A 20,937-nucleotide genomic window follows, 5' to 3' on the forward strand; every position below is an offset into this window, starting at 1 on the left:
GGGCCAGCGCTGTGCTATACTGTACTATCCAGGCCAGCCGAAGTTGCGGACTGCCCTATCTCTCGCTCGCTCTGTTGCCAGCTGATCACTGGCTGGTGAAGGCGAGCAATACAGCGGCAGCGACAACTGCCCGGAGATGGAGGGAACATGCTCAGCAGCGCCCAAGATTACCGCGCGATCTGGGAGCAATTCGTTCTGCAGGGTCGTTTGCCCGAGGAACTCCTGCCGCCGGCGCTGGCGCAATCCTGGCGGCGCTGCGCGGCGTTGGGACTCGATCCCTATGGCCAGCCACCAGCGCCTGACCCCGGTTCCACGGCCTCGCAACCGCTCTCGCGCCGCCTGCTGGCTCTCATTCGGCCAGCGATGGAGGACCTCTATCAATTCATCGAAGGATCGGACTCGCTGGTCATCTTTGCCAACGCCGAAGCGCGCATCATCGAGTTGATTGGCGACCCGGAAGCGCGCACTCGACTTGAGCCGTTAGGAATGCGGATCGGGACGCTGTGGGGCGAAGAGCAACAGGGGGCCAATGCCCTGGCCCTGGCCCTACAGGAATCCTTTCCCATTCAGCTAGAGGGTGCCATGCACTACCGCGCCGCCCTGCACGCCCTCTACACCGCTGCTGCGCCGGTCCATGATCCCCTTGGGCAAGCGGTCGGTGTTCTGGCGGTGGCTGGTCCCTGTGAGCGCAGCCATGCCCATACCCTTGGAATGGTAGCCGCCGCGGCCCAGGTCATCAGCGGTCAGCTTCAGATGCAGGTCTGGCTGGGCAACACCAACGAGCTGCTCGCCGAGCTGAAAATTATTCTGCAAAGCCTGCCGGAGGGCATCCTGTTGCTACGGCGCGACGGCGTGATCTCCCAGATGAACGGACCTGCTGGTACCTTGCTGGGACTGGTGCCAGCGCGAGTGATGGGGCGACGCCTGCGCGACGTACTGCCGCTGCCCGCCCTGCTCCAGCAAGCGCTCGCCTGTCAGCAGCCCTTGAACGAGGAAGAAATCGTCTTTGAGACAACGCGGGGCCGGGTGACCTGCCTCTGTTCGCTCAAGCCCATCGCGCTCACGGCGGGCGAACCTGAGCCGGCCCTTGGGCGTCTGACGGTAGGCGGCGCGTCTGGTGGGCCGCTGATCTCCGACGGCTTCGTGCTGATCCTGCGCAGCATCGAGCGCGTGCAGAAGCTGGTGAACAGAATGACCGGAGCGCGGGCGCGTCTGACCTTTGCCAACGTCGTAGGGCGCAGTGCCCCGCTGCAAGAAGCCCTGCGCCTGGCGCGCCTGGCCTCGCATAGCAATTCCACGGTTCTCTTGCATGGCGAGACCGGCGTTGGCAAAGAAATCTTTGCTCAGAGCATTCACAACAACAGCCCCCGGGCCGACGGCCCTTTCGTTGCCATCAACTGCGCCGCCATTCCACGCGAGCTGATCAACACCGAACTCTTCGGCTACGAAGGCGGCTCCTTCACCGGCGCCGACCGCCAGGGGCGCTCAGGCAAGTTTGAGCAGGCGCACGGCGGCACGCTCTTCCTCGATGAAATCGGCGACATGCCCCTGGACCTGCAGACAACCCTGCTGCGGGCCATTGAGACGCGGACCATCGTGCGCATCGGGGGACAGCGCGTTATCCCCGTCGACGTGCGCATCATCGCAGCGACCCATAAGGACCTGCGGGAAGAGGTCCGGCGCGGAACCTTCCGTTCCGATCTCTACTATCGCCTCAATGTCCTCTCTATTCATATCCCGTCCCTGCGCGAGCGCCTGGAGGATCTGCCCCTGCTGGTTGAGCATTTTCTCCAGCGGCAGAGTCGGACCCTGGGCCGCTCCTTTGGCATCACGCCGGAGGCTCTGGCCCTGATGGAGCGCTATAGCTGGCCAGGCAATGTGCGCGAGCTGGAAAACCTCCTGGAGCGCCTCACCTACCTGGCGCGTTCCGATACTATTACCGTGCAGGACCTGCCGCCAGAGATCCGCCAGGCTGCCGAGACAGAGCCGGCCAGTACGGCCTCCTCTGCGGCGTCGGAGGAGCCGTCTCTTATGGAGCAGTCGGACCACGATCAGGCAGGCGGGAATGGTTGGCAAGGGGAGCCAGTCATGCCAGGGCTGCATCCGCTCAAGGAGCACAATCGCTCGACCGAGGCGAGCGCCATCCTGCAAGCGCTGGAGCACTGTCATGGGCACCCGGGCGAAGCAGCACGCCTGCTAGGCATTAGCCGCACGACCCTGTGGCGCAAGATGGTGCGCTATGGCCTGCGTCCCACGCCCCGCGCCTCCTCGTTCCTGTCCTCTGGCCCGAGCGAGACGTTGCCATAATGAAACAAAGTATGTTTCAGTAATGAAACCAGGCTGGAGAGATGTTGCAATGGTGCAACACCATCTGAGAAGCGGCGGGGGGGAAGTGGGCGTGCGGTGGCCTGTTGGAAGCCCCTGCCGTTACGCGAGGCGAGGCTGGCACGAATCTTGCATGTCATAGAGAGTAGACAGGCAAAGCCAGAGGCTCTCATCTGTAGCGAGCGGGGGGCAGGCGGGCGCGGGCGCCTGCCGGGCCGAGCGGATATGCTGAACGAGGCCATCGGAGGCGGAGGAAGATCTCCGTGGGCGATGGTGGGCCGGCGGGCGGCTCTGGAGTGAGAGGAGTGTGAGCGGGGCAAGGGGCAGAGCCGCTGTTTGAGGTCAGAGGAGGGCAACGGAGCGGCCCTCGACTTCTGGGAAAAGGAGGCAGCATGAAGAAGCTCATCAACAGTCCAGAGACGGTCGTCAAAGAAGCGCTAGAGGGCATGGCTGCCATGCATCCCGAGCTGATCCGCGTTGATCTGGAGAATCAGATCATTGTGCGGGCAGACGCACCGGTGCGCGGCAAAGTAGGCGTTGTCTCGGGAGGGGGCAGCGGTCATGAGCCGATGCATGGGGGATTTGTGGGGAGAGGCATGCTTGATGCAGCCTGTCCTGGTGCCATCTTCACTTCGCCGGTTCCCGACCAGATTCTGGCGGCCATGCGGGCCGTCAATGGTGGAGCTGGTGTCTTCCAGATCATCAAGAACTACACTGGTGACGTCCTCAACTTTGAAATGGCGGCGGAGCTGGCCCAGGCTGAAGGCATCGAAGTCGCCAGCGTCATCACCAACGATGACGTGGCCGTCGAGGACAGCCTCTACACCGCTGGTCGGCGTGGTGTTGGAGTCACCGTACTTCTGGAGAAGATCGTAGGGGGGCTGGCCGAGAGCGGTGCCTCGCTGGAGCAGGTGGCGGCCCTGGCCAGGCGTGTCAACGAGCAGGGGCGCAGCATGGGCATGGCCCTGACCTCCTGCACAGTTCCCGCCAAGGGTACGCCCACCTTTGAGCTGGGCGAAGATGAGATGGAGATCGGCATTGGCATCCACGGTGAGCCAGGGCGCCGCCGTGTCAAACTGGCCCCGGCTGCCGACATCGTGGAGATGCTGGCCAATCCTATCATTGAAGACCTCGGCCTGAAGGCCGGCGAGCGCGTGCTGGCCTTTGTCAATGGCATGGGAGGCACGCCTCTGATCGAGCTCTACATCGTCGCTCGCGAACTGGCGCGTATCCTCAAGGGGCGCAACATCACCATCGCCCGCTCCCTGGTAGGCAGCTATATCACCTCGTTAGAGATGGCTGGCTGCTCCATTACACTGCTGCGCGTCGATGACGAGATGCTGCGCTATTGGGATGCCCCTGTGCTGACTCCAGCCCTGCGCTGGGGGATCTGAGCCGGGCCGAAGCTGACGGTCGCCCTGCCTTCATGCGTTGACTTGCCTCACTTCTTCGTCCGTCCAGGCAGGCTGGCCTGGCGAAGCTGACAGGCAAGAGCAGGGCAAGGGTCACTTACCAGCGCCCACCCCTTGCCTTGCTCTGGGCCTCATTCTGTCGCTGCCGCCAGCGGCTTCACCCCGTCCGTCGTCGGCCTGGCCAGGAGTCTAAGAAGGGCAGGCAGAGGATCAGGCAAGGCAGCACGTCCGTCACGCTCGCCATTCCATTACCCTATTTAGTGAATGACGCTCGCGCTGTCAGGGCGACCCGCACCCGCACCCCAAGACTACGGAGGAGAGCAGGCTATGCCAATCACAACAGAGGATGTCTTACGCTGGATAACGCAAGCGGCCCAGGTTTTTCACGAGCAGCGTGATTATCTCACCCAGCTTGACGCGCCGATCGGCGACGCTGATCATGGCGTCAACATGGATCGCGGTTTCCGCGCCGTTCTCGACAAACTACCCTCACTGAGCGGCATGGATATCGGCTCCATCTTGAAGACCGTTGGGACAACGCTGGTCTCGACGGTCGGTGGCGCCAGTGGTCCGCTCTACGGAACGGCCTTTCTGCGTGCCGGGATGGTGACTGCTGGGAAGCATGAGCTAGACGAAGCGGACGTGATTGAGATGCTGCAGGCGGCTCTGGACGGGATCAAAGCACGCGGCAAGGCTCATACGGGTGAGAAGACGATGGTCGATGCACTGGAGCCTGCACTGGCAGCGGCCCGCAAGGCACAGGAGCAACATGAGAGCCTGGCCGTGCTGCTGCGCCGCGCCGCTGAAGCTGCGGAGGAAGGCATGAAGGCGACGATCCCCATGCTGGCTACCAAGGGCAGGGCCAGCTACCTGGGCGAACGCAGCATCGGGCATCAGGACCCAGGTGCGACCTCCAGCTGGCTGCTACTGAAGACGCTGGCCGAGGTTGCTGACTGAGCCAGAGCCTCCCCGTCTGCTTAATAGGCATCGCTGTCTGTCTGCCTGCTGGCCTGTCTCTCTGCCACCTGTCTCTCGGTGCAAGAGGGACTGGAGCGGACTGACAGGAGACAGGTGGCAGAGAAGATACGAGAAGCATGTGAGAGTGAGAGAGAGCCTCACTGGCACAAGGCGAGTGAGGAAAGGTCTTAGTCGGCCTTGAGGGTAGTGCCGACCCGCTCAGTGGCCAGGCCAGGTCAGGCTGGGCTGACGGCGCTTCGGAACTGTGGCAGACGGCCCAGAGCTGGCCCTCCTCTGTTGCTCATGGCGAGGAGAGTATCCGATGACGGTTGGCTTAGTGATTGTCTCGCATAGTGCACGTCTGGCCGAGGGCGTAGCGGAGCTGGCGGGCCAGATGGCGCAGGGTAGGGTTGTGATTGCGCCAGCAGGAGGCACTGCTGAGGGAGGACTCGGCACCTCGGTCGACAAAATCCTCCAGGCCCTGCGGCAGGCGGCCAGCTCCGAGGGGGTCCTGGTCTTGCTGGATCTCGGCAGCGCTGGCATGGCTGCCGAGATGGCTCTGGAACTCTTCAAGCAAGATCATGATTGCCCGGTGATGATTAGCAGCGCTCCCCTGGTGGAAGGGGCGGTAGTGGCTGCCGTAGAAGCCTCGATCGGCAGCCCGTTGCAGGCTGTGGCCGAGGCGGCGGCGGCAGCCACCACCCTGCCGAAATTGCCTGCAACGGAAGGCCAGACAGCCGAGGAGGCGGCCCCCGAAGATAGGACCACTGAGGACAGGACATGAAGGCCGGCTTACCTGATGGTGGAGAGTTCCACGAGCAGCAGAGAAGAAAAGCAGCGTTTCTCTGAAAGAGCTGCGACGTGGCCTGAGGTACCAGGCCGCGCTGAGAAAAGCACTCACTGGGCAGAGGTGAGAGGAAGGGAGAAAGAGACGATTATGCCCATTGTCGAACGCAATCTCGTCATTACCAACAAAGTTGGTCTGCATGCCCGTCCGGCCCGCTTGCTAGTGCAGACTGCCGCCCTCTTTCAGTCGCAGATTTTGCTTCAGTATGGAGCGCAGACGGTCAATGCCAAGAGCATTGTGGGAGTGCTCCGACTAGGAGCGCGTTGTGGGAGCACGATTCATTTGCGCGCGGAGGGAGAGGACGCTGAGGAGGCGGTGCGTTCTATCGAGGAGCTGGTCCAGCGCAACTTCGACGAGGAAGAAGAAGCGGACAGGCCCCAGGGCGAGAGCACTACTGGCATCTCAAGCGAGACACCGGCCTAGGCGGCAGCTTGCCAGAGCTGGCGGGCGCTGCTGCTGATCAGCACGCAGCCGGTCGCCAGCAGGCGAGCCACCTCCTGGTGGGTACGGATGAAGCCGCCGGCGATGAAGGGGCCGGGGAGGAGCGCGCGCAGGGTGCGGGCGAAGTCGGGGAAGATGATTCCCGGGAGCACCTCGATCAGGTCGGGCTGAGCCTGCACGATCTGGCGGACGCAGCTAGCCAGAGCCGACTCTTCGGTCAATAAGAGGGGCTGGATAGTCAGCAGGCCCTCGGCTCTGGCAGCGCCCACCAGTGAGGCGCGGCTGGTAATCACCGCGTCAAGGCCGATCTGGCGCAAATAAGCGAGGCCGGCGCGATCCTTACCGATACCAGCCAGCCAGTCGAGATGCGCAACAACACCCTTCCCTCGGGCATGAGCCTGCTCAACCAGTGGCTCCAGTGCGAAGGCATCGCCGTACTGGGCAAAGAGCAGGCAGGCCCGGCTTTCCAGGGCCGGAGACCAGTCCTCCTCTGCCTTGATGGCCGCGGCCACCGGATGGACGCGAGCCAACCTGAGAAACTCCTCTCTGGTCATTTCGCTCTCATTGTAGCAAAGAAAGCGTGGCGCCTACCAGGGTACGGCTGCCACTTGACAGAAAGTACCTGGGACAGGTATGATTACTCCTGTAAAGGCTGTCCTAACCAGCAGGTACAGCGCAGCGGGGAGGAGGGTCCTTCTCCCCGGTGTGATTGATCATCGCGAATATCGTCCGGACAGAGACTTGAGAAGTCCTGGCGCTGCCACAGATGTGGCAGGCTCAGGACTTTATTGTTTTTCAGGCGTTTGTCCCAGGCACGTGCGAGATGGGTGATGCGTATGCAGTCCGGTGTATCACTGCTCAACCTACCGGCCTCCAGCGTGCTGGTGCCGGTTGTGGAAACCCGCCCGCGCTTTGTGCAAGCGCTGGAGACGCCGGCAGTGCGGGCTATTCTGCTCAGACACTGCAACCTGTTTGAATTCAAGGCACTGGTTGAGCGCGCCCATCGCAACGGCTATGCCCTCTATGTGAATATGGATCACATCGATGGTGTCAATGCCGATTACGCGGGCCTGCGCCACCTTGCGACTCACTTTCACATCCGGGGCGTCATTTCCAGTCACCCCAAAGTGATGGTGCTGGCTCATGAGCTGGGACTGGAGGCCATCCAGCGCATCTTCGCGGTCGATTCGACTGGGCTGGAGATGGCTCTGGAGTCGGTGGATCGTGCTGTGGTGGATATGCTGGACTTCACCCCGGCGCATGTGGTGCCTTACATTATGCCTGCGCTCAGACCAACCCTTGATCTGCCGTACATGGCATCGGGCTTGCTCTATGGGGCGAATCAGTTGCGCGCCGTGCTGGCCAGCGGGGTCCGGGCGGTGGCAGTGACTCGTCTCGATCAGTGGTTACCCGTGCTCAGCGCCTGTAGCTCGTCGGCGGAAACGCACTGAGGTGGGTTGGTCGAGCGAGATAGACGCTTGCTCGGCCCATCTCTTCCTCCTCGCTCGCTTGCTGATTCGCTTGCGCCACCTGCTGGCTGGATGTCTGACCCAAGACATAGATCGGATCGATCGGCTCGACTCAGCATGGAAGGGTGCTCGCTGCCGTCGCCGGAGCCAGCGAGATAGTACGCTTGCTCCACTCCGCTCTGCCAGCATATACCGGCCAGAGAGGAGGGCTGCACGGCGTCCGCAAGCGAAGGGGCTTCTTGCAAAGCAGGGCAGGGCTGGCGTAGCCTGGCCTGTCAGGTCAGCCCGGAATGGCATCATGATGAGCAGTCTACTCTACATCCTGAAGACCCTGCCAGCCGCTGGTTGGCTGAGCAAGCGGCTCGCTCGCCTGCTGGAGGCAGGAGACAGAGGTCTCTCTATGGTGGTGGGTGAGAGAGCCGAAGGGGCCTGACTCAGGGCAGTGTACCTGTCTCCTGGCAGCGAAGGCGACGGCAGGAACAGCCTAGAGTGGAGTCGCCTGAAGTCGGTCGGTCCATCTTTGACGGCCCCCACTGGCTCGCTTGCAAGCGGGCTGGTGGGGCAATGTGCGTACGCTGGCTGGGCGCTGGGGGCTGATCCTGTTCAGGTGGCATGGTGGCCATCTGGGCAAGCGCCGCCAGCAGCGGACGTGGCTCGGCCCCAGGCCGGCGCTGGCCAGATCTCTACAGATGGGAGCCATGCAATTGCTATCAGCAACCACACGCCGTCAAAACCTCAACGCATTGCAGCAGGAGCGTTTCGACGTCCTGGTCATTGGGGGCGGAGTGACCGGTGCCGGTGTCGCTCTGGAGGCGGCAGTGCGCGGCTACCGCGTTGCCCTGGTCGAGAAGGCCGACTTTGCCGGCGGCACCAGCAGCAAATCGACCAAACTGGTTCACGGCGGAATACGCTATCTGCCCAATTTTGATTTCCCGCTGGTGCACGAAAGCCTGGTTGAGCGTGGCCTGCTGCTGCACAATGCCCCCTTTCTGGTGCAGCCGCTGGCCTTTGTGCTGCCGCTCTATCGCGGAGACCGCCATCCGGTAGGTATTCCCTTCACCACCCCTGGAGGGGTGGGTCTGAGCGCTGTGCTCGACGTCGGCCTGACGCTCTATGATCTGATGGCGGGCCGTTACGGTATCGCGCGTCATCGGCGCTTGAGCCGTCAGGAGGTGCTGCGCTATGCTCCTGACCTGGTGAGCGCCAGTCTCAAAGGCGGTTTCCTGTACTACGATGCCCAGACCAATGATGCCCGTCTGACCATGACCCTTATTCGTACCGCCGCCCGCTATGGAGCGGTCATTGCCAACTACTGTGAGGTGGTGGGCCTCCAGCTGGAGCAGGGGCGCGTCTGCGGGGCATGTGTACGCGATGTCTTGGAGGGGGACGAGATTACGGTTCAGGCGCGCCATGTGGTCAACGCCGCGGGTGTCTTCGCTGAGCGCGTCGAGGCCCTCTGTGGGCTGAGGCCGCAGGTCAGCATCGAGCCAAGCAAGGGCGTCCATCTGATCTTTTCGCGCGAGGATCTCCACGTGGGCGAGGCCGCCATTGTGCTGCCCGAGACTGAAGATCGCCGCATTCTCTTCGTTGTCCCCTGGCAGTCGCGTGTTATCGTCGGGACTACTGATACTGGCTCCGGCGACCTCGATCATCCCTTGCCGGACACCTCTGATATCTCCTACCTGCTGAAGCATCTCAACCGCTACCTGTCGCTCCGGTTGACGCGAGAGCAGATCATCAGCAGCTATGCCGGCTATCGTCCGCTCTTCAAGCCGCGCGAGCAGGGCGGCAGCGACACGGCGCGCCTCTCACGGACGCATGCCGTGCTGGAAAACGAGGCTGGGCTGGTGACGATTGTGGGAGGCAAGCTGACGACCTATCGTCGTATGGCTCAGGATACGGTGGATCGCCTCGACGAGCGCGAGGGCCGCCAGCTCCGCCATCCAACGCTGCACCTGCGCCTGGCCGGCAGCGAGGACTGGTCTCTGGCGCGGCCTGAGCTTAAACGGCAGGCGGCAGCTGCTGGCCTGGCGGACGATATTATCGCTCACCTGTTGCAGAGCTATGGCACCGAGACAGGCAAGATTCTGGAGCTGATGGCAGATGAGCCGACGCTGGCCCAGCGCCTGGTGGCTGATCTGCCCTATATCCGCGCCGAGGTTGTCTACGCTTGCCGTTATGAGATGGCTATGACACCTGCCGATGTACTGGCCCGTCGCACCTCGCTGATCCTGGAGGACCGACAGCGTGGCCTGCAGGCCCTGGAGACGGTCGCCTCGCTGATGGCACGCGAGCATGGCTGGTCCTCTGATCAGGTGCAGCGCCTCAAAGAGGCCTATCGTCAGGAGGTCGAACGCCAGCTTGCCGCCGAAGAGACGCGCCTGAGTGCTTGAGGGGTCGCGGGGTCATGCTGGTGACAGCTTCCCCGCGACCACAATTGCCGCCGCTGCCTGCTCGAACCCGCTTATGCCCTTCTCCCCCTCTGCCCCCTGGCTGGGCGTAACAGAAGGAAGGCCCGTACCACCTCGGAAGCGGGCCTGATCAGTCAGGATCGGGAAATTTCGCTGGCCCGTTCTTCCCGGCCCTGTCCCGCTTCAGCCTGGCTGAAAACTGTTTGACGTTTTCCTGCTGGCGCACTATCCTTAATTATGAGGATGAGCTGAAGAAAACTGCCTGCCTCTGCCTCATTCCGTCAGGCGCCTTCGGGTTCGGCTGTCATGCCCTGCGCTGATCTGGTGGCTATCTCTCTTCTTGCTCCGGCTGGGTTGGAGCAGGAGAGAGTCAGCGAGAGAGGATCAGGAGAGGAGGGACGGAGGTAACCAGGCTGAGAGCCATACAAGGGGGGAAACACGACGTGCCAGCCTCCTGGAAAGACTGGAAGATCTGGGTGAAGAACGCTCGCCCTTTTTCGCTGACGGCTACCGTGAGTCCGCTGCTGGTCGGCACGGCGGTGGCCGCTTATGAGGGCACCTTTCGCCCCGGGCCTTTCGTGCTGGCTCTGCTGGCGGGCCTGTTCCTGCAGATCGGCACAAACTACTTTAATGAATATTTTGACTATCGCTATGGTCTCGATAGCCCGCAATCGCTCGGTGCCAGTACCGTCATCTTTCGCGGCGAGATGACGGCGGGCCAGGTCTTGGGTGGCGGCATTGCCTGTTTTGTGCTGGCCGCCTTGCTCGGTCTGGCGCTTGTTGTCCTCTGCGGACCAGCTATCCTGCTCTTCGGCCTCATTGGGATGGTCATCGCCTATTTTTACAGTGCCAGACCGTTTCAGCTGGCAGCGCGTGGCCTGGGTGATCCGCTGGTCTACATTGCAATGGGCTTTCTAATGACCTGGGGCGCCTACTACGTGCAAATCCCGCGCTGGTCGTGGGCGGCCTTTGCTGCAAGTGTGCCGGTGGGCTTTCTGGTCACGGCCATTCTCAATATGAACAACATCCGCGATTACGAAGAGGATCGGGCCGTGCGCAAGCTGACCCTACCTGTACGCCTGGGCCAGACCTTCGCTCGCCGCTATCACGCCGTGCTCGTAGTTGGCAGCTATCTGGCTGTGAGCCTCTTCGCTCTGGCTGGCCTGCTGCCGCTGCACACCCTGATCGTCTGGGTCAGTTTCCCGCTGGCTTTTATCAATGTACGCTCCGTGCTCAGCGCGCGCGAACGCGCCGCCTTTATTGTTGGTTTCAAGCGCACTGCCGCTTTGCATCTGCAGTTTGGCCTGCTGCTGGCCCTGGGGATCACCGCCGCAGCGTTGCTGCGCCCGCTTGGTCTCTAAGGTGGGTCGGAGCGAAGGAAGGAAGGACGGGGTAGCTGCTGCCGCCCTGGATTGGAGATGAGGAAGGCATGGAAAAACCTGTGACGGGAGATACCGTTCTGGAAGAGTCCTTCAGGCGCGCTGGAGGAAAACGCACCTATGTCCAGCGTCTCTTTGCGCGCATCGCACGCGTCTACGATCTCCTCAACCGTCTCATGAGCCTGGGCCTGGACCGCCGCTGGCGAGCCTTTGCCGCTCGCTGTCTGGCGTTGGGGCCGGGCGAGATCGGGCTGGACCTGGGGGCAGGCACGGCGGATCTGGCCATTGCCGTCATCCGTCAGGCCGGGCCAGGGGCGCGCATGATCGGCATGGACATCACACCCGAAATGCTCGATCTGGGGCGGCGCAAGCTGGTGCGCCTGGGGTTGCAGGATCGCATCGAGCTGCGTGTAGGTGATGCCGAGCACATCGATCTACCGGACAATAGTGTCGATGGCTGCTGCTCCGCCTTCATGATGCGTAACGTCACCGATCTACGTCAGGCCCTGCGTGAGATGCTGCGCGTCGTGCGACCTGGCGGGCGCATGGTCTGTCTGGAAATCAGTCATCCGCCCGGCAAGCTGCTCGGCGCACTCTTTCACTTATACTTTTATCGCATCGCGCCCCTCTTTGGCGCCATCATCGGCAAAGCTGCCGAAGAGTATCGCTATCTGCCACGCTCGCTGACGCACTTCCCTGATGCGCCGGCTCTCAAGGCCATTATGGAAGAGGTGGGCTGGAGCGAGGTGCGCTTTCATCGCCTGAACGGCGGCATTGTTGCCGTGCACGTTGCCACCAAGCCAGGCCCTGAGAGTAAGAGCGGGGCAAGCGCGGGCGAAGCGGACCAGCCTTTGGCGTAAGGCAGTCCAGAGCGCCAGGGTGCAGACGGATGAGCAAGACGGCACGGCGCCCGGCCAACGAGGTCCATAGCCAACCAGCCCTGGTGGTTGATTGGTTGGGTGATGCTGCGAAGCGAGGGGAGAGCCTTGACAGAGCACACGACAGCCGAGAAAGCAACAGGCATCAACTATCGTCATTTCTTCCTGCAGCTGCTAGAGGCTGCACCCTGGCCAGTACTCGTCATTGATCGTGCGCTGACGATCCGCTATTACAACCGCCACGTCTGCAGTCTCTTTGGGGTCACGGGGCCGCTGCAGAAGGTCAAGCTTGATCAGCTCATCACCAGCGCCGCCATGATCCAGCTGGTGCGCGAGAGCATAGCCAGTCAGCGGCCCCAGAGCGCTGAATTCAACGAAGGTCCCTCCGGCCCCTGCTGGAAAGTCTCGGTCACGCCCCTGGAGCATCACAAGCCTCCGGTGGGCCAGGAGCGGCTGCGTGAGTACCACTACTTTGCCGTGGCGATCGAGGACCTCACCGAGCTACGGCGCCTGGAGCGCGTCCGCCGCGACTTCGTCGCCAACATCTCGCACGAGCTGCGCACGCCGCTCGCCTCGGTGCGGCTGCTGGCTGAGACGCTGGAGGACACCATTGAGACGGACCCTGAGCAGGCGCAGGTCTTCGTCGAGCGCATCGAAAAAGAGGTCCAGTATCTCACCTCGCTCGTCTCCGAGCTGCTGGAGTTATCGCGCATCGAGTCGGGCCAGCTGCCGATGGTCATCGAGCCGGTTGAAGCACAGCAGCTGGTGCGCGAGGGCATGGCGCGTCTGTTACCTCAAGCCCAGCGCCATCGTGTCAGGCTGAGGACAGAGATTCGCGACGGGCAGGTGCTGGTGGCTGCCGACAGCAAGCAGATCGGGCGCGTGCTTGTCAACCTCATTCACAACGCTATCAAATTCACGCCCTCGGGAGGCGAGGTCGTCGTTGGGACCTTTGCCGAGCCGGATGGCTGCAGCCAGCGCTTCTTTGTGCGTGATACGGGGGTGGGCATTCGGCCCGAGGACCTGCCACGTATCTTTGAGCGCTTCTACAAGGTCGATCGCTCGCGCTCCAAGTTCGACTATGTTGGCGCAGGCGGTGGCGGTAGCGGTCTGGGTCTGGCCATTGCCCGTCACATTGTCGAGGCCCACGGCGGACGCATCTTTGCCGAAAGCACCGTTGGCCAGGGCAGTACCTTCTTTTTCACCCTGCCGGTGGCTCATGCAGAACGCTCGACCTCCTGAGCGCCGCCAACCTGCTCCTGCTCAGGACTGGGCCGGCTCGGCAGAGCTGGCAGTCGAGGCCAGCCCTGACCCCCAGGAGGTCACCGCGCGCGGCGTCAGCATAATCACTGGCAACTGCTCCAGAGCCATCCGCTGGTACTGGGGATAGCGTGCGCGCAGCAGCGCCACAGCCAGCTGCTGCCGCTCATCGCCTGGCGGCAACAGCTGAGCCTCCCCTTCGACCAGCACATACCCAAGGCGCGACCAGTCCTCCTCGTAGTGGTCGATCAGCAGCGCCGCCTCGGGTCGCGCCTCGATATTGCGCACTCGACGCAGCGCTGTGGCTGCCACCCGCTTCGGTTTCTCATCGAGCGGCGTGTAGAAACAGCGGCCATCGAAGGCGTAGCAGACCGGCACGAGATGAGGGTGGCCAGCTGCATCTGCTGTGGCCAGGCGCGCCACTCGCTGCTCGAGCACGAAGCGTCGCTCCTCTTCCGTCAGTGCGGCGCGTTTACTCATAGAGTGCTTTCTCTCTCCTCTCTCCGTTTACGATCTCCTCTATTATGCGCTCTGTATCGGCAGCGGGCCTGTCTGCCCAGGGCGTGACCTGGGACAGAAAGGTAGCCGCTGTCAGCGACCAGCCACCGCAATTTTCTCTACCTGGGGCACAATCTCGGTGGCCAGCAGCTCAAATGGCTCCAGCTCGTAGACATTGGGCAGGCTAAAGATTGCCTGATCGATGCCCAGCTCGGCTAAGCCGCCGAAGAAGTCCACGGCAGCGGCGGGCGAGAGCGTGCCATTGCGCCCATCGCGGGACAGGCGCAGACTGCTCAGAGTCGTCTTCTCGATCTGCTCATAAGGGCGCCCAATAGTCTCGCAGTGCTCGCGCAGCACCGCTAGCTTATGCTGCAGCTGCTCTCTGCCACCATAGGCGAATAGATTGCAGGCATCGGCGTAGCGAGCCACCAGGCGCAGTGTCTTGCGCTCACCGCCGCCACCGATCAGGATTGGCGGGTGAGGCTGCTGGACCGGGCGTGGCGCATTCAGGGGGCGTTCGAGCTGGTAGTGTTTCCCCCGAAACGGACGCTCATCGCCGGCCCACATCTGGAGCGCGATCTGCAGCGTCTCCTCCAGGCGCTCGAAGCGCTCGGCCAGGGGCGGGAAAGGCACTCCCAGGCCGCGATGCTCCTCCTCATACCAGGCGGCGCCGATGCCGAAATAGCTGCGCCCATGCGAAAGCACATCCAGCGTTGTGGCCGTCTTCACCAAAAGACCGGGATGGCGGTAGGTCACGCCGGTAACCAGCGTCCCCAGGCGGATACGGTTCGTCCGACCGGCGGCGAAAGCCAGGGCCGACCAGCCCTCCAGCATCTCATGTTCGGCTGGCCCTACCACTGGAATCTGGAAGAAATGATCCATGACCCAGAGGCTATAGAGGCCAGCGCGCTCGGCTCGTTCGGCAATCAGGGCAAAAGTATCGCCGAGAGCACCTTGTTCTGTTGGCCAGGTAAAGTTCGGTACCTGGAGACCCAAACGCATATCTGTTGCTACCTCCTTAGCATTAGCAAGCGTACGGGACAGACTTACTTTATTATAGTAAGTCTGGTCCAGACGGAGGGCGGCGTGCTGGGCAGGATGGCGGCGCCGGAGGCTGGGAGGCGGCGCGCCAAAGGAGCTGTAAATTTCTATCTATTGCACCGTCTAAACGAGTGCGATACAATGAGCGCAATGCAATGGAGACTGGGGATGGTCCCGGCTAAAGCAGCAGAATGGGCACCAGAGGATATACTGGGAACAGACGGAGGCTGCTGGCGGACGAAGAGAGCCGGCCTGCTGGTGTCAAGGAGGAGCAAACCGCGTGAGCATGTCAGTTGAGATTGCGCGCCGAATTGCGGAAGCCTGCAAGCAGCGCGCCAGAGAATTACGCAGTCCTGTCAGCATAGCGATTGTCGATGCTGGCGGACATTTAGTCCTGTTTGAGCGCATGATGGCGCCGTATGGCTGGGCCACAGCCAACATCAGCATAGCCAAAGCTACTACGGCAGTGATGTTCAATCAGCCGACAGACGCTGTTGCCCAGTGGGGATCGGCCATTCCGGGTTTTGCCTCCAGCCTGGCGGCGATGACTCAGGGACGCTTTATCATGGCAGCTGGTGGCTGGCCGATTCGTCTTGGAGGAGCCACCATTGGAGGGATAGGGATCAGTGGGGGCAATGCGCCGGGGCGCGATGACGAAATTGCGCGTGCCGGTCTGGCAGCCCTGGAAGCTCTGGCTCCCGCGCTTGCTCCGCAGCCCCAGCCACAGCCTCAGTTCCAGCCGGCTGGAGCCGCTCCCCCAGCTCAATTCCTGCAACCTTCCCTGGCCTACCCAGCCAGTACACCTAGCTCAGTCAACGCTATCCAGGAGCTGGCTGGCGCGGCCAACGCTGCCGACTATGCTTTGCATGAGCAGCCTGCTGGACAGCAGGCTGCCAGTGAGAATGAGCCAGGTGGGCAGCGCAGTGAACAGATTCCACAGAGCGATGATGCGACCTTGCGGAAACACCTTGCGGGAGGTCCCTCATGACCCGTGATGCCGACCAGCGCCCGGCTAATCCCCGGCGGCAGCGCCCGCTGCTGGTAATCTCCAGTAGCTCCAGTACTGCCGCTGACCGACAGTCCGGCCAGCCAGCCGAGGGAGAGACTCAACAGACATCGGCTCGGGCAGAGGAGCAGACTTCTTCTTCCTCTGCTGCCTCCAGGGCGGAGGGCGCAGCGAGCGCGAGCAGTGCCCGACGCCAGCCCGGCTTTTTCGCCTCGGTCACGCAAACTGCCAGTGAGCAGGGGCAGTCGGAGCGCCAGCCATCGCCGACTGATGCGGGCAAAATGCGCCTCTGGCGAGCTTTGCGCCTGCGCCAGGGAGAGCGCCCCGAAGGCGAGTCTGGCGGCGCCGAGCGTGTCAGCAAGAAGGCTGGTGAGACAGCGACCAAGGGGCAGCAGCAGAAGGTCGTTCGGAATATGACAAAGACGCCGACTCCGTCGGAGACGGCTACCGCCGCTCGCGGTGCCGCGGGCAGAAGCGGCGGGCAGTCAGCAAGCAGCACAACTGCTCAGACAAATCGCCCGCTGCTGAAATCACGCCACTTTCTGGGCCTTTTCATCTACATCTTTGCTGCCACCCTACTGCAGATACCGCTGGCTTATCTCTCGCCGATCTTGCATCTGAACCAGGTACTGCTTCAGTTCTCAATCGCCAACTTTCCGGTAGTCATTACTTATGCTCTTGTAATCTATCTGGTCTTGCTCGTTGCCCTGCTGGTTGTTTTAAACCAATTCGACCTGTTGCCCTCCTTTGGCCGGACAGCAGAGGAGCGCCGAAGGAGCGCCTCCCAGGGGAGCAGCAGTCGGAGCAAGGCCGCCGGAGCCAGGGGGAAAGAGACCAGTAAAGGAGAGCATGATCACCTCTACGAAGACTATCGTGATCTGCGGCGTTACCTGCGGCGGCGAGCGCGCAAGCGCTAGCCCTGACCGTGTTCGTCGCCGCTGAGGATCGTTGGCCTCTGGTCTGGTCGGACCTTTGGGCACTGGCCTTGACAGCCGGGCTAATTGTGCCTATACTTCTCCTACAGAAGACTATGCGAGTGGCGGCGGAGATCCGCCCTCGGCCTGATTCTCGGGAAGTGGCGCGGGAGTGTGCCACAAAGAGAAGCTCTGTATGGCACGTGAGCGCGTCGCCAGGCGCGCGGCGTGGCAGCAGAGCGAGAAGCAGAAGAAGGATAGACGATCTGATGCTCAGCAAGCCCTGGCAACCACAACTGCAACTTCAGCAGTCTGCAGAGGCGCGCTTCTGGCAGAGCCAGCGTGCTGTGGTTGCCTGTGCTTTTTATTACTACTTTTACTTTAGCCCTCCAGCATGCTGGTGGGCCGCTTCAGGCTGAGCTGAGCAGAGCCACCTAATCCGTGCAGATCCCCAGCATGCTGGAGTAAGCAGAGGCGAAAAACCTCTGCTTTTTTATTTCCCTGGAATCTTGCCCTGTCTGGGAGCATGCAGTCAGGAGTTCAGGAGAAAGGAACGGACAGCTATATGATCATCGTCATTGATGCACAGGCCAACCAGGATGAACGTGCCGCCTTATTGGCGCTTGTAGAGCAGGTCGCTGGTCAACGGCGGCCTGTGGCCACCACCTGTATTGGGGAGAGCGAGGTCATCGCCATCGACCAGGCCGTCCTCGACACCCAGGCCCTGGAAGCCATCCGTTGCCAACCCGCTGTCGCTCAGATCCTTACCCCCACCACTCCCTACCAGCTCGTCAGCCGTCACTTCAAAGCCAGCCCCAGCAGCATTGTCGTAGGAGATGCCCGCCATTGTGATCCCGTCGTTATCGGTGGGGAGCAGGCCATGCCGGTCATCATGGCCGGACCCTGCGCCGTCGAGAGCCGCGAGCAGCTGCTGGAGACTGCGCGGGCCGTCAAGGAAGCCGGTGCGACGGTCCTGCGTGGCGGGGCCTTCAAACCGCGCACCTCGCCCTATCAGTTCCAGGGACTCGGCATCGAGGGCCTGCGGCTGCTGGCTGAGGCCCGTCAGGAGACCGGCCTGCCAGTGATTACTGAGGTCATGGAGCCGGAGATGGTGGAGGTCGTGGCGGACTATGCCGACATCCTGCAGATCGGAGCCCGCAACATGCAGAACTTCCCCTTGTTGCAGGCCGTGGGCCGGCGAGGGCGAGGCAAACCAGTGATGCTCAAGCGCGGCCTCTCCGCCACCATTGATGAATGGCTGCTAGCCGCCGAATACATTGTCGCTGCTGGCAATCCCAACGTCATCCTCTGCGAGCGCGGCGTGCGTAGCTTTGACCCGCAGACGCGCAACCTGCTCGACCTCGCCTGTGTCCCGTTGCTGCACGAGCTGACTCACCTGCCAGTGATCGTCGATCCCAGCCATGCCACCGGGCGGCGCGAACTGGTGCCCACAATGGCCCGGGCGGGTATCGCCGCCGGCGCTGAGGGCCTGATCCTGGAGGTCCACCCCGACCCGAACAGTGCTCTCTGCGACGGTCGCCAGTCCATCACGCCGGCTGAGCTGCGCACCATTGTCCACGAGGCGCGTCTGATGGTCCAGATCATGCAGGACGCCGACAGGCTATCGCAGGTGGCCTGACAAGCCGTCGGGCACAGGGCAGCAACCACCTCCAATGGCGATGCCGCCAGCGCGAGCAAGGAGGGGAGAAAGAGCAGGGCCGCCTCGGACGGCAGTCTGTGGCAGGAGCTGCCGAGCATAGGGGTGCGATGAGGCGCCCTTTTTTTATCAGGCGTGAGCCGGCGAAGCAGAGGGGGACAGATGCGGCTGAGCGGATGGGGAAAAGTTGGCGGAAGACTGGGAGTGCAAAGAACTGGCAGAAAACTCTATCTCGACTCTCATCAAACACCTGTGGTATACTCTTTGTTACAAGCCAGAGAGCACAGAGCAAAGACCGGGGGACGGCCATTGCGTCTGTGCTAGCGGCCAGGTCGAATATGTCGTTTGAGAAGTTGCAAGTCTGGTTTGTTTGAAGTCATACGGACAGGATACGAGCATGCCAACACGTGTGATCATTGCCGATGATGAACCCATTCAACGCATGGACCTGAAGGATGTCCTCACCAAGCAGGGCTACCTGGTCATTGGTGAGGCCGGTGACGGGCAGAGCGCTGTGAACCTGGCTCGCGAATTGCGCCCGGACCTGGTGATCATGGATATTCGCATGCCCGATATGGACGGCATCGCTGCCGCCGAGATTCTGACGCAGGAACGCATCGCGCCGGTGCTGCTGCTGACCGCCTTTGGCGATCAACCGCTGGTCGAGCGTGCGAAGCAGGCTGGTGTCGTGAATTATATAGTCAAGCCGCTCCGCGAGAGCGAGGTGGCCCCGGCCATCGAGGTGGCACTCGCCCGCTACAACGAGTTCCGCGCGATGGAAGGGAAGGCGAAGGAGCTGAGCGAGCAGCTGGAGACGCGCAAAGTAGTGGAGCGGGCCAAGGGTCTCCTGATGCAGCGCTATGGCCTGAGCGAGTCGGAGGCTTTCCGCAAGATCCAGAAAGCCAGCATGAACAACCGCAAGTCGATGCGCGAGGTTGCGGAGGCTATCCTGCTGACGAACGAAATCAACGAGATGTAGCCTGGTCTGCCAGTCGAGCTGCTTGCTGGCTGGCCTGATCTGCAGGCTGGCGCCAATCGTGCTGGTGGTAGCGTGCGGCTGGCTTTGCGCTGCCTGTAGAGAGCAGCAAGCGAGCGAGCTGGCAGAAGAGGTATGAGAGCAGAGCGAACAGAGAAGGCTCTAGTCGGGGGCGGCACTGCCGCCGTCCCCTTTCCCTCTGGATTGTCCTCGTTGCGCGTCCCGTGAGGTCGCGTCGGTGTAGGGAGAGCCAGCTGTTTGTCCCGTCCGCCTTCTCCCTCCGGGGCCAGGGCGCCGGGCGAGGCGCGCCGCGTCGGCAAGGCGAGAGCGAGAGGGAGAGAAGCAGAAGCAGCTGAGATAAAAGGAAAGAGAAGAAGGGCATCAGACGGGAGCGATGCAGCCGACAGTTTCTGCTACTGAGAACGTTGTGACGGTTGTCGGTATCCGGTTCCGTCCCGCCGGGCGCATTTATTATTTCGATCCCCAGGGACAAACCTATCGCACAGGCCAATATGTGATTGTGGAGACGGTACGTGGGGTGGAGGCGGGCCGCGTAGTGATCCCCGCAAAAAAGGTGGCAGAAAGCGAGCTGAGCGACCCCCTGAAACCTGTGCTCCGCCTGGCAACCGAGGAAGAGCTGCGCATGATGCTCTCCTACAAGAGTAAGGAGAAGGAGGCGCTGGTCCGCTGTGCGCAGCGTATTGCTCAGCACAAGCTTCCTATGAAATTGGTGGAGGCGGAGTATACTTTTGATGGGAGCCGTTTGACGTTCTATTTCACCTCGGATGAGCGCGTCGACTTTCGTGCCCTGGTACGCGATCTGGCAGCTACCTTTCGCACGCGCATCGAACTGCGTCAGATCGGTGCGCGCGATCAGGCCAAGCTTCAGGGCGGCGTCGGTCCCTGCGGCAAGACGCTCTGCTGCAGCTCCTGGATCAGTGATTTCGGCATCATCTCGATCAAGATGGCCAAGGAGCAGGGGCTGCCCCTTAATCCGGCCAAGATTTCTGGAGTCTGTGGCCGTTTGCTCTGTTGCCTGTCCTACGAGAATGAGAACTATATTCAGGCCAAGAAGCGTATGCCGCAGATTGGGACAATCCTGGAGACGCCCAGTGGACCCGGCAAGGTGGTTTCAATCAATGTGCCCAAGGAGACGGTCGAGGTCATGCTGGAAAGCGGAGCGACGATCCAGGTTCCTGTCCCCCAGCAGCAAGAGCCAGACCCTGGCCCAGGTCCAGGGCGTGCCTCATCCGTAGGTGGCGGTTGTTGCCAGACCTGCCGACTGAATCCTCACCGTCAGGAGGAGCCTGCGACTTCCAGCGCTAGTGCCGGCTGTAGCTGTGGTAGCTCGGGCGCCGGCCCTTGTCCGCGTTGTGGCTCCCAGGGTGGGTGCAAGTCAGGCTGCAGCACCAGCAATGCAACTATCAATCAGCAACGGGCGGATTAACTTCTTCAGGTGCTGAGAG

18 protein-coding genes are annotated in these 20,937 nt (G+C 62.1%); 15 read left to right on the forward strand and 3 right to left on the reverse strand.

The window, feature by feature from the left end:
• Nucleotides 1-147: 147 nt before the first annotated feature.
• The 5 genes from A4R35_RS17110 (at nt 148) to A4R35_RS17130 (ending at nt 5,964) form a co-directional block, all read left to right on the forward strand.
• Entirely contained in the window at nt 148-2,307 is a 2,160-nt protein-coding gene (locus A4R35_RS17110) for a sigma-54-dependent Fis family transcriptional regulator (protein ID WP_112431469.1), read from the forward strand.
• Nucleotides 2,308-2,717: 410 nt separating this feature from the next.
• On the forward strand, nt 2,718-3,719 hold the full coding sequence (dhaK, locus tag A4R35_RS17115) for a dihydroxyacetone kinase subunit DhaK (protein WP_112431471.1): 1,002 nt from the start codon (nt 2,718-2,720) through the stop codon (nt 3,717-3,719).
• 345 nt (nt 3,720-4,064) lie between these two features.
• Complete coding sequence (gene dhaL / locus A4R35_RS17120; protein ID WP_112431473.1) at nt 4,065-4,694, forward strand: dihydroxyacetone kinase subunit DhaL; 630 nt, start codon at nt 4,065-4,067, stop codon at nt 4,692-4,694.
• 322 nt (nt 4,695-5,016) lie between these two features.
• On the forward strand, nt 5,017-5,478 hold the full coding sequence (dhaM, locus tag A4R35_RS17125) for a dihydroxyacetone kinase phosphoryl donor subunit DhaM (RefSeq protein ID WP_112431475.1): 462 nt from the start codon (nt 5,017-5,019) through the stop codon (nt 5,476-5,478).
• 153 nt (nt 5,479-5,631) lie between these two features.
• The gene (locus tag A4R35_RS17130) at nt 5,632-5,964 is read left to right on the forward strand and encodes an HPr family phosphocarrier protein (RefSeq protein WP_112431477.1); all 333 of its coding nucleotides are present in this window, start codon (nt 5,632-5,634) and stop codon (nt 5,962-5,964) included.
• Here A4R35_RS17130 and A4R35_RS17135 read toward each other — a convergent pair.
• Nucleotides 5,961-6,536, reverse strand: a complete 576-nt coding sequence (locus tag A4R35_RS17135) for a glycerol-3-phosphate responsive antiterminator (protein WP_112431479.1) — start codon at nt 6,534-6,536, stop codon at nt 5,961-5,963. The two genes, A4R35_RS17130 and A4R35_RS17135, sit on opposite strands and share 4 nt — an antisense overlap.
• 282 nt (nt 6,537-6,818) lie before the next feature.
• On the opposite strand from A4R35_RS17135, the gene A4R35_RS17140 reads away from it, so the two are divergent.
• From A4R35_RS17140 to A4R35_RS17160, 5 genes are all read left to right on the forward strand, one after another.
• Nucleotides 6,819-7,433 carry a glycerol-3-phosphate responsive antiterminator gene (locus A4R35_RS17140; RefSeq protein ID WP_170293416.1) on the forward strand — a complete coding sequence of 205 codons (615 nt, stop codon included), beginning with the start codon at nt 6,819-6,821 and terminating at the stop codon, nt 7,431-7,433.
• Nucleotides 7,434-8,017: 584 nt separating this feature from the next.
• Nucleotides 8,018-9,844, forward strand: coding sequence for a glycerol-3-phosphate dehydrogenase/oxidase (locus A4R35_RS17145; RefSeq protein ID WP_112431483.1), 1,827 nt, complete (start codon nt 8,018-8,020; stop codon nt 9,842-9,844).
• A gap of 461 nt (nt 9,845-10,305) precedes the next feature.
• Entirely contained in the window at nt 10,306-11,223 is a 918-nt protein-coding gene (gene menA / locus A4R35_RS17150; protein WP_189361963.1) for a 1,4-dihydroxy-2-naphthoate octaprenyltransferase, read from the forward strand.
• A 68-nt stretch (nt 11,224-11,291) separates the two neighbouring features.
• Nucleotides 11,292-12,101, forward strand: a complete 810-nt coding sequence (locus A4R35_RS17155) for a class I SAM-dependent methyltransferase (protein WP_112431487.1) — start codon at nt 11,292-11,294, stop codon at nt 12,099-12,101.
• 126 nt (nt 12,102-12,227) lie between these two features.
• Complete coding sequence (locus tag A4R35_RS17160) at nt 12,228-13,361, forward strand: sensor histidine kinase (RefSeq protein WP_189361965.1); 1,134 nt, start codon at nt 12,228-12,230, stop codon at nt 13,359-13,361.
• Nucleotides 13,362-13,382: 21 nt separating this feature from the next.
• On the opposite strand, the gene A4R35_RS17165 is transcribed toward A4R35_RS17160, so the two are convergent.
• Both A4R35_RS17165 and A4R35_RS17170 read right to left on the reverse strand, forming a co-directional pair.
• Entirely contained in the window at nt 13,383-13,859 is a 477-nt protein-coding gene (locus A4R35_RS17165; RefSeq protein WP_112431491.1) for a TIGR03668 family PPOX class F420-dependent oxidoreductase, read from the reverse strand.
• Between the two features lie 111 nt (nt 13,860-13,970).
• The gene (locus A4R35_RS17170; RefSeq protein ID WP_112431493.1) at nt 13,971-14,879 is read right to left on the reverse strand and encodes an LLM class F420-dependent oxidoreductase; all 909 of its coding nucleotides are present in this window, start codon (nt 14,877-14,879) and stop codon (nt 13,971-13,973) included.
• Between the two features lie 325 nt (nt 14,880-15,204).
• Here A4R35_RS17170 and A4R35_RS17175 point away from each other — a divergent pair, with 325 nt between their 5' ends.
• The 5 genes from A4R35_RS17175 to A4R35_RS17200 all read left to right on the forward strand — a co-directional run bounded on the left by A4R35_RS17175 (nt 15,205) and on the right by A4R35_RS17200 (nt 20,918).
• Complete coding sequence (locus A4R35_RS17175) at nt 15,205-15,906, forward strand: GlcG/HbpS family heme-binding protein (protein ID WP_112431495.1); 702 nt, start codon at nt 15,205-15,207, stop codon at nt 15,904-15,906.
• Complete coding sequence (locus tag A4R35_RS17180; protein ID WP_112431497.1) at nt 15,903-16,841, forward strand: hypothetical protein; 939 nt, start codon at nt 15,903-15,905, stop codon at nt 16,839-16,841. The genes A4R35_RS17175 and A4R35_RS17180 overlap by 4 nt, the downstream gene beginning before the upstream one ends.
• Nucleotides 16,842-17,403: 562 nt before the next feature.
• Nucleotides 17,404-18,477 (forward strand): 3-deoxy-7-phosphoheptulonate synthase, encoded by a 1,074-nt coding sequence (aroF, locus tag A4R35_RS17185; protein WP_112431499.1) that lies wholly within the window; start codon nt 17,404-17,406, stop codon nt 18,475-18,477.
• A gap of 415 nt (nt 18,478-18,892) precedes the next feature.
• Complete coding sequence (locus A4R35_RS17195) at nt 18,893-19,474, forward strand: ANTAR domain-containing response regulator (RefSeq protein WP_112431503.1); 582 nt, start codon at nt 18,893-18,895, stop codon at nt 19,472-19,474.
• A 391-nt stretch (nt 19,475-19,865) separates the two neighbouring features.
• The gene (locus A4R35_RS17200; RefSeq protein WP_189361967.1) at nt 19,866-20,918 is read left to right on the forward strand and encodes a PSP1 domain-containing protein; all 1,053 of its coding nucleotides are present in this window, start codon (nt 19,866-19,868) and stop codon (nt 20,916-20,918) included.
• Nucleotides 20,919-20,937: the final 19 nt, after the last annotated feature.

The sequence above is a fragment of the Thermogemmatispora tikiterensis genome (assembly GCF_003268475.1).
GTDB lineage: Bacteria > Chloroflexota > Ktedonobacteria > Ktedonobacterales > Ktedonobacteraceae > Thermogemmatispora > Thermogemmatispora tikiterensis.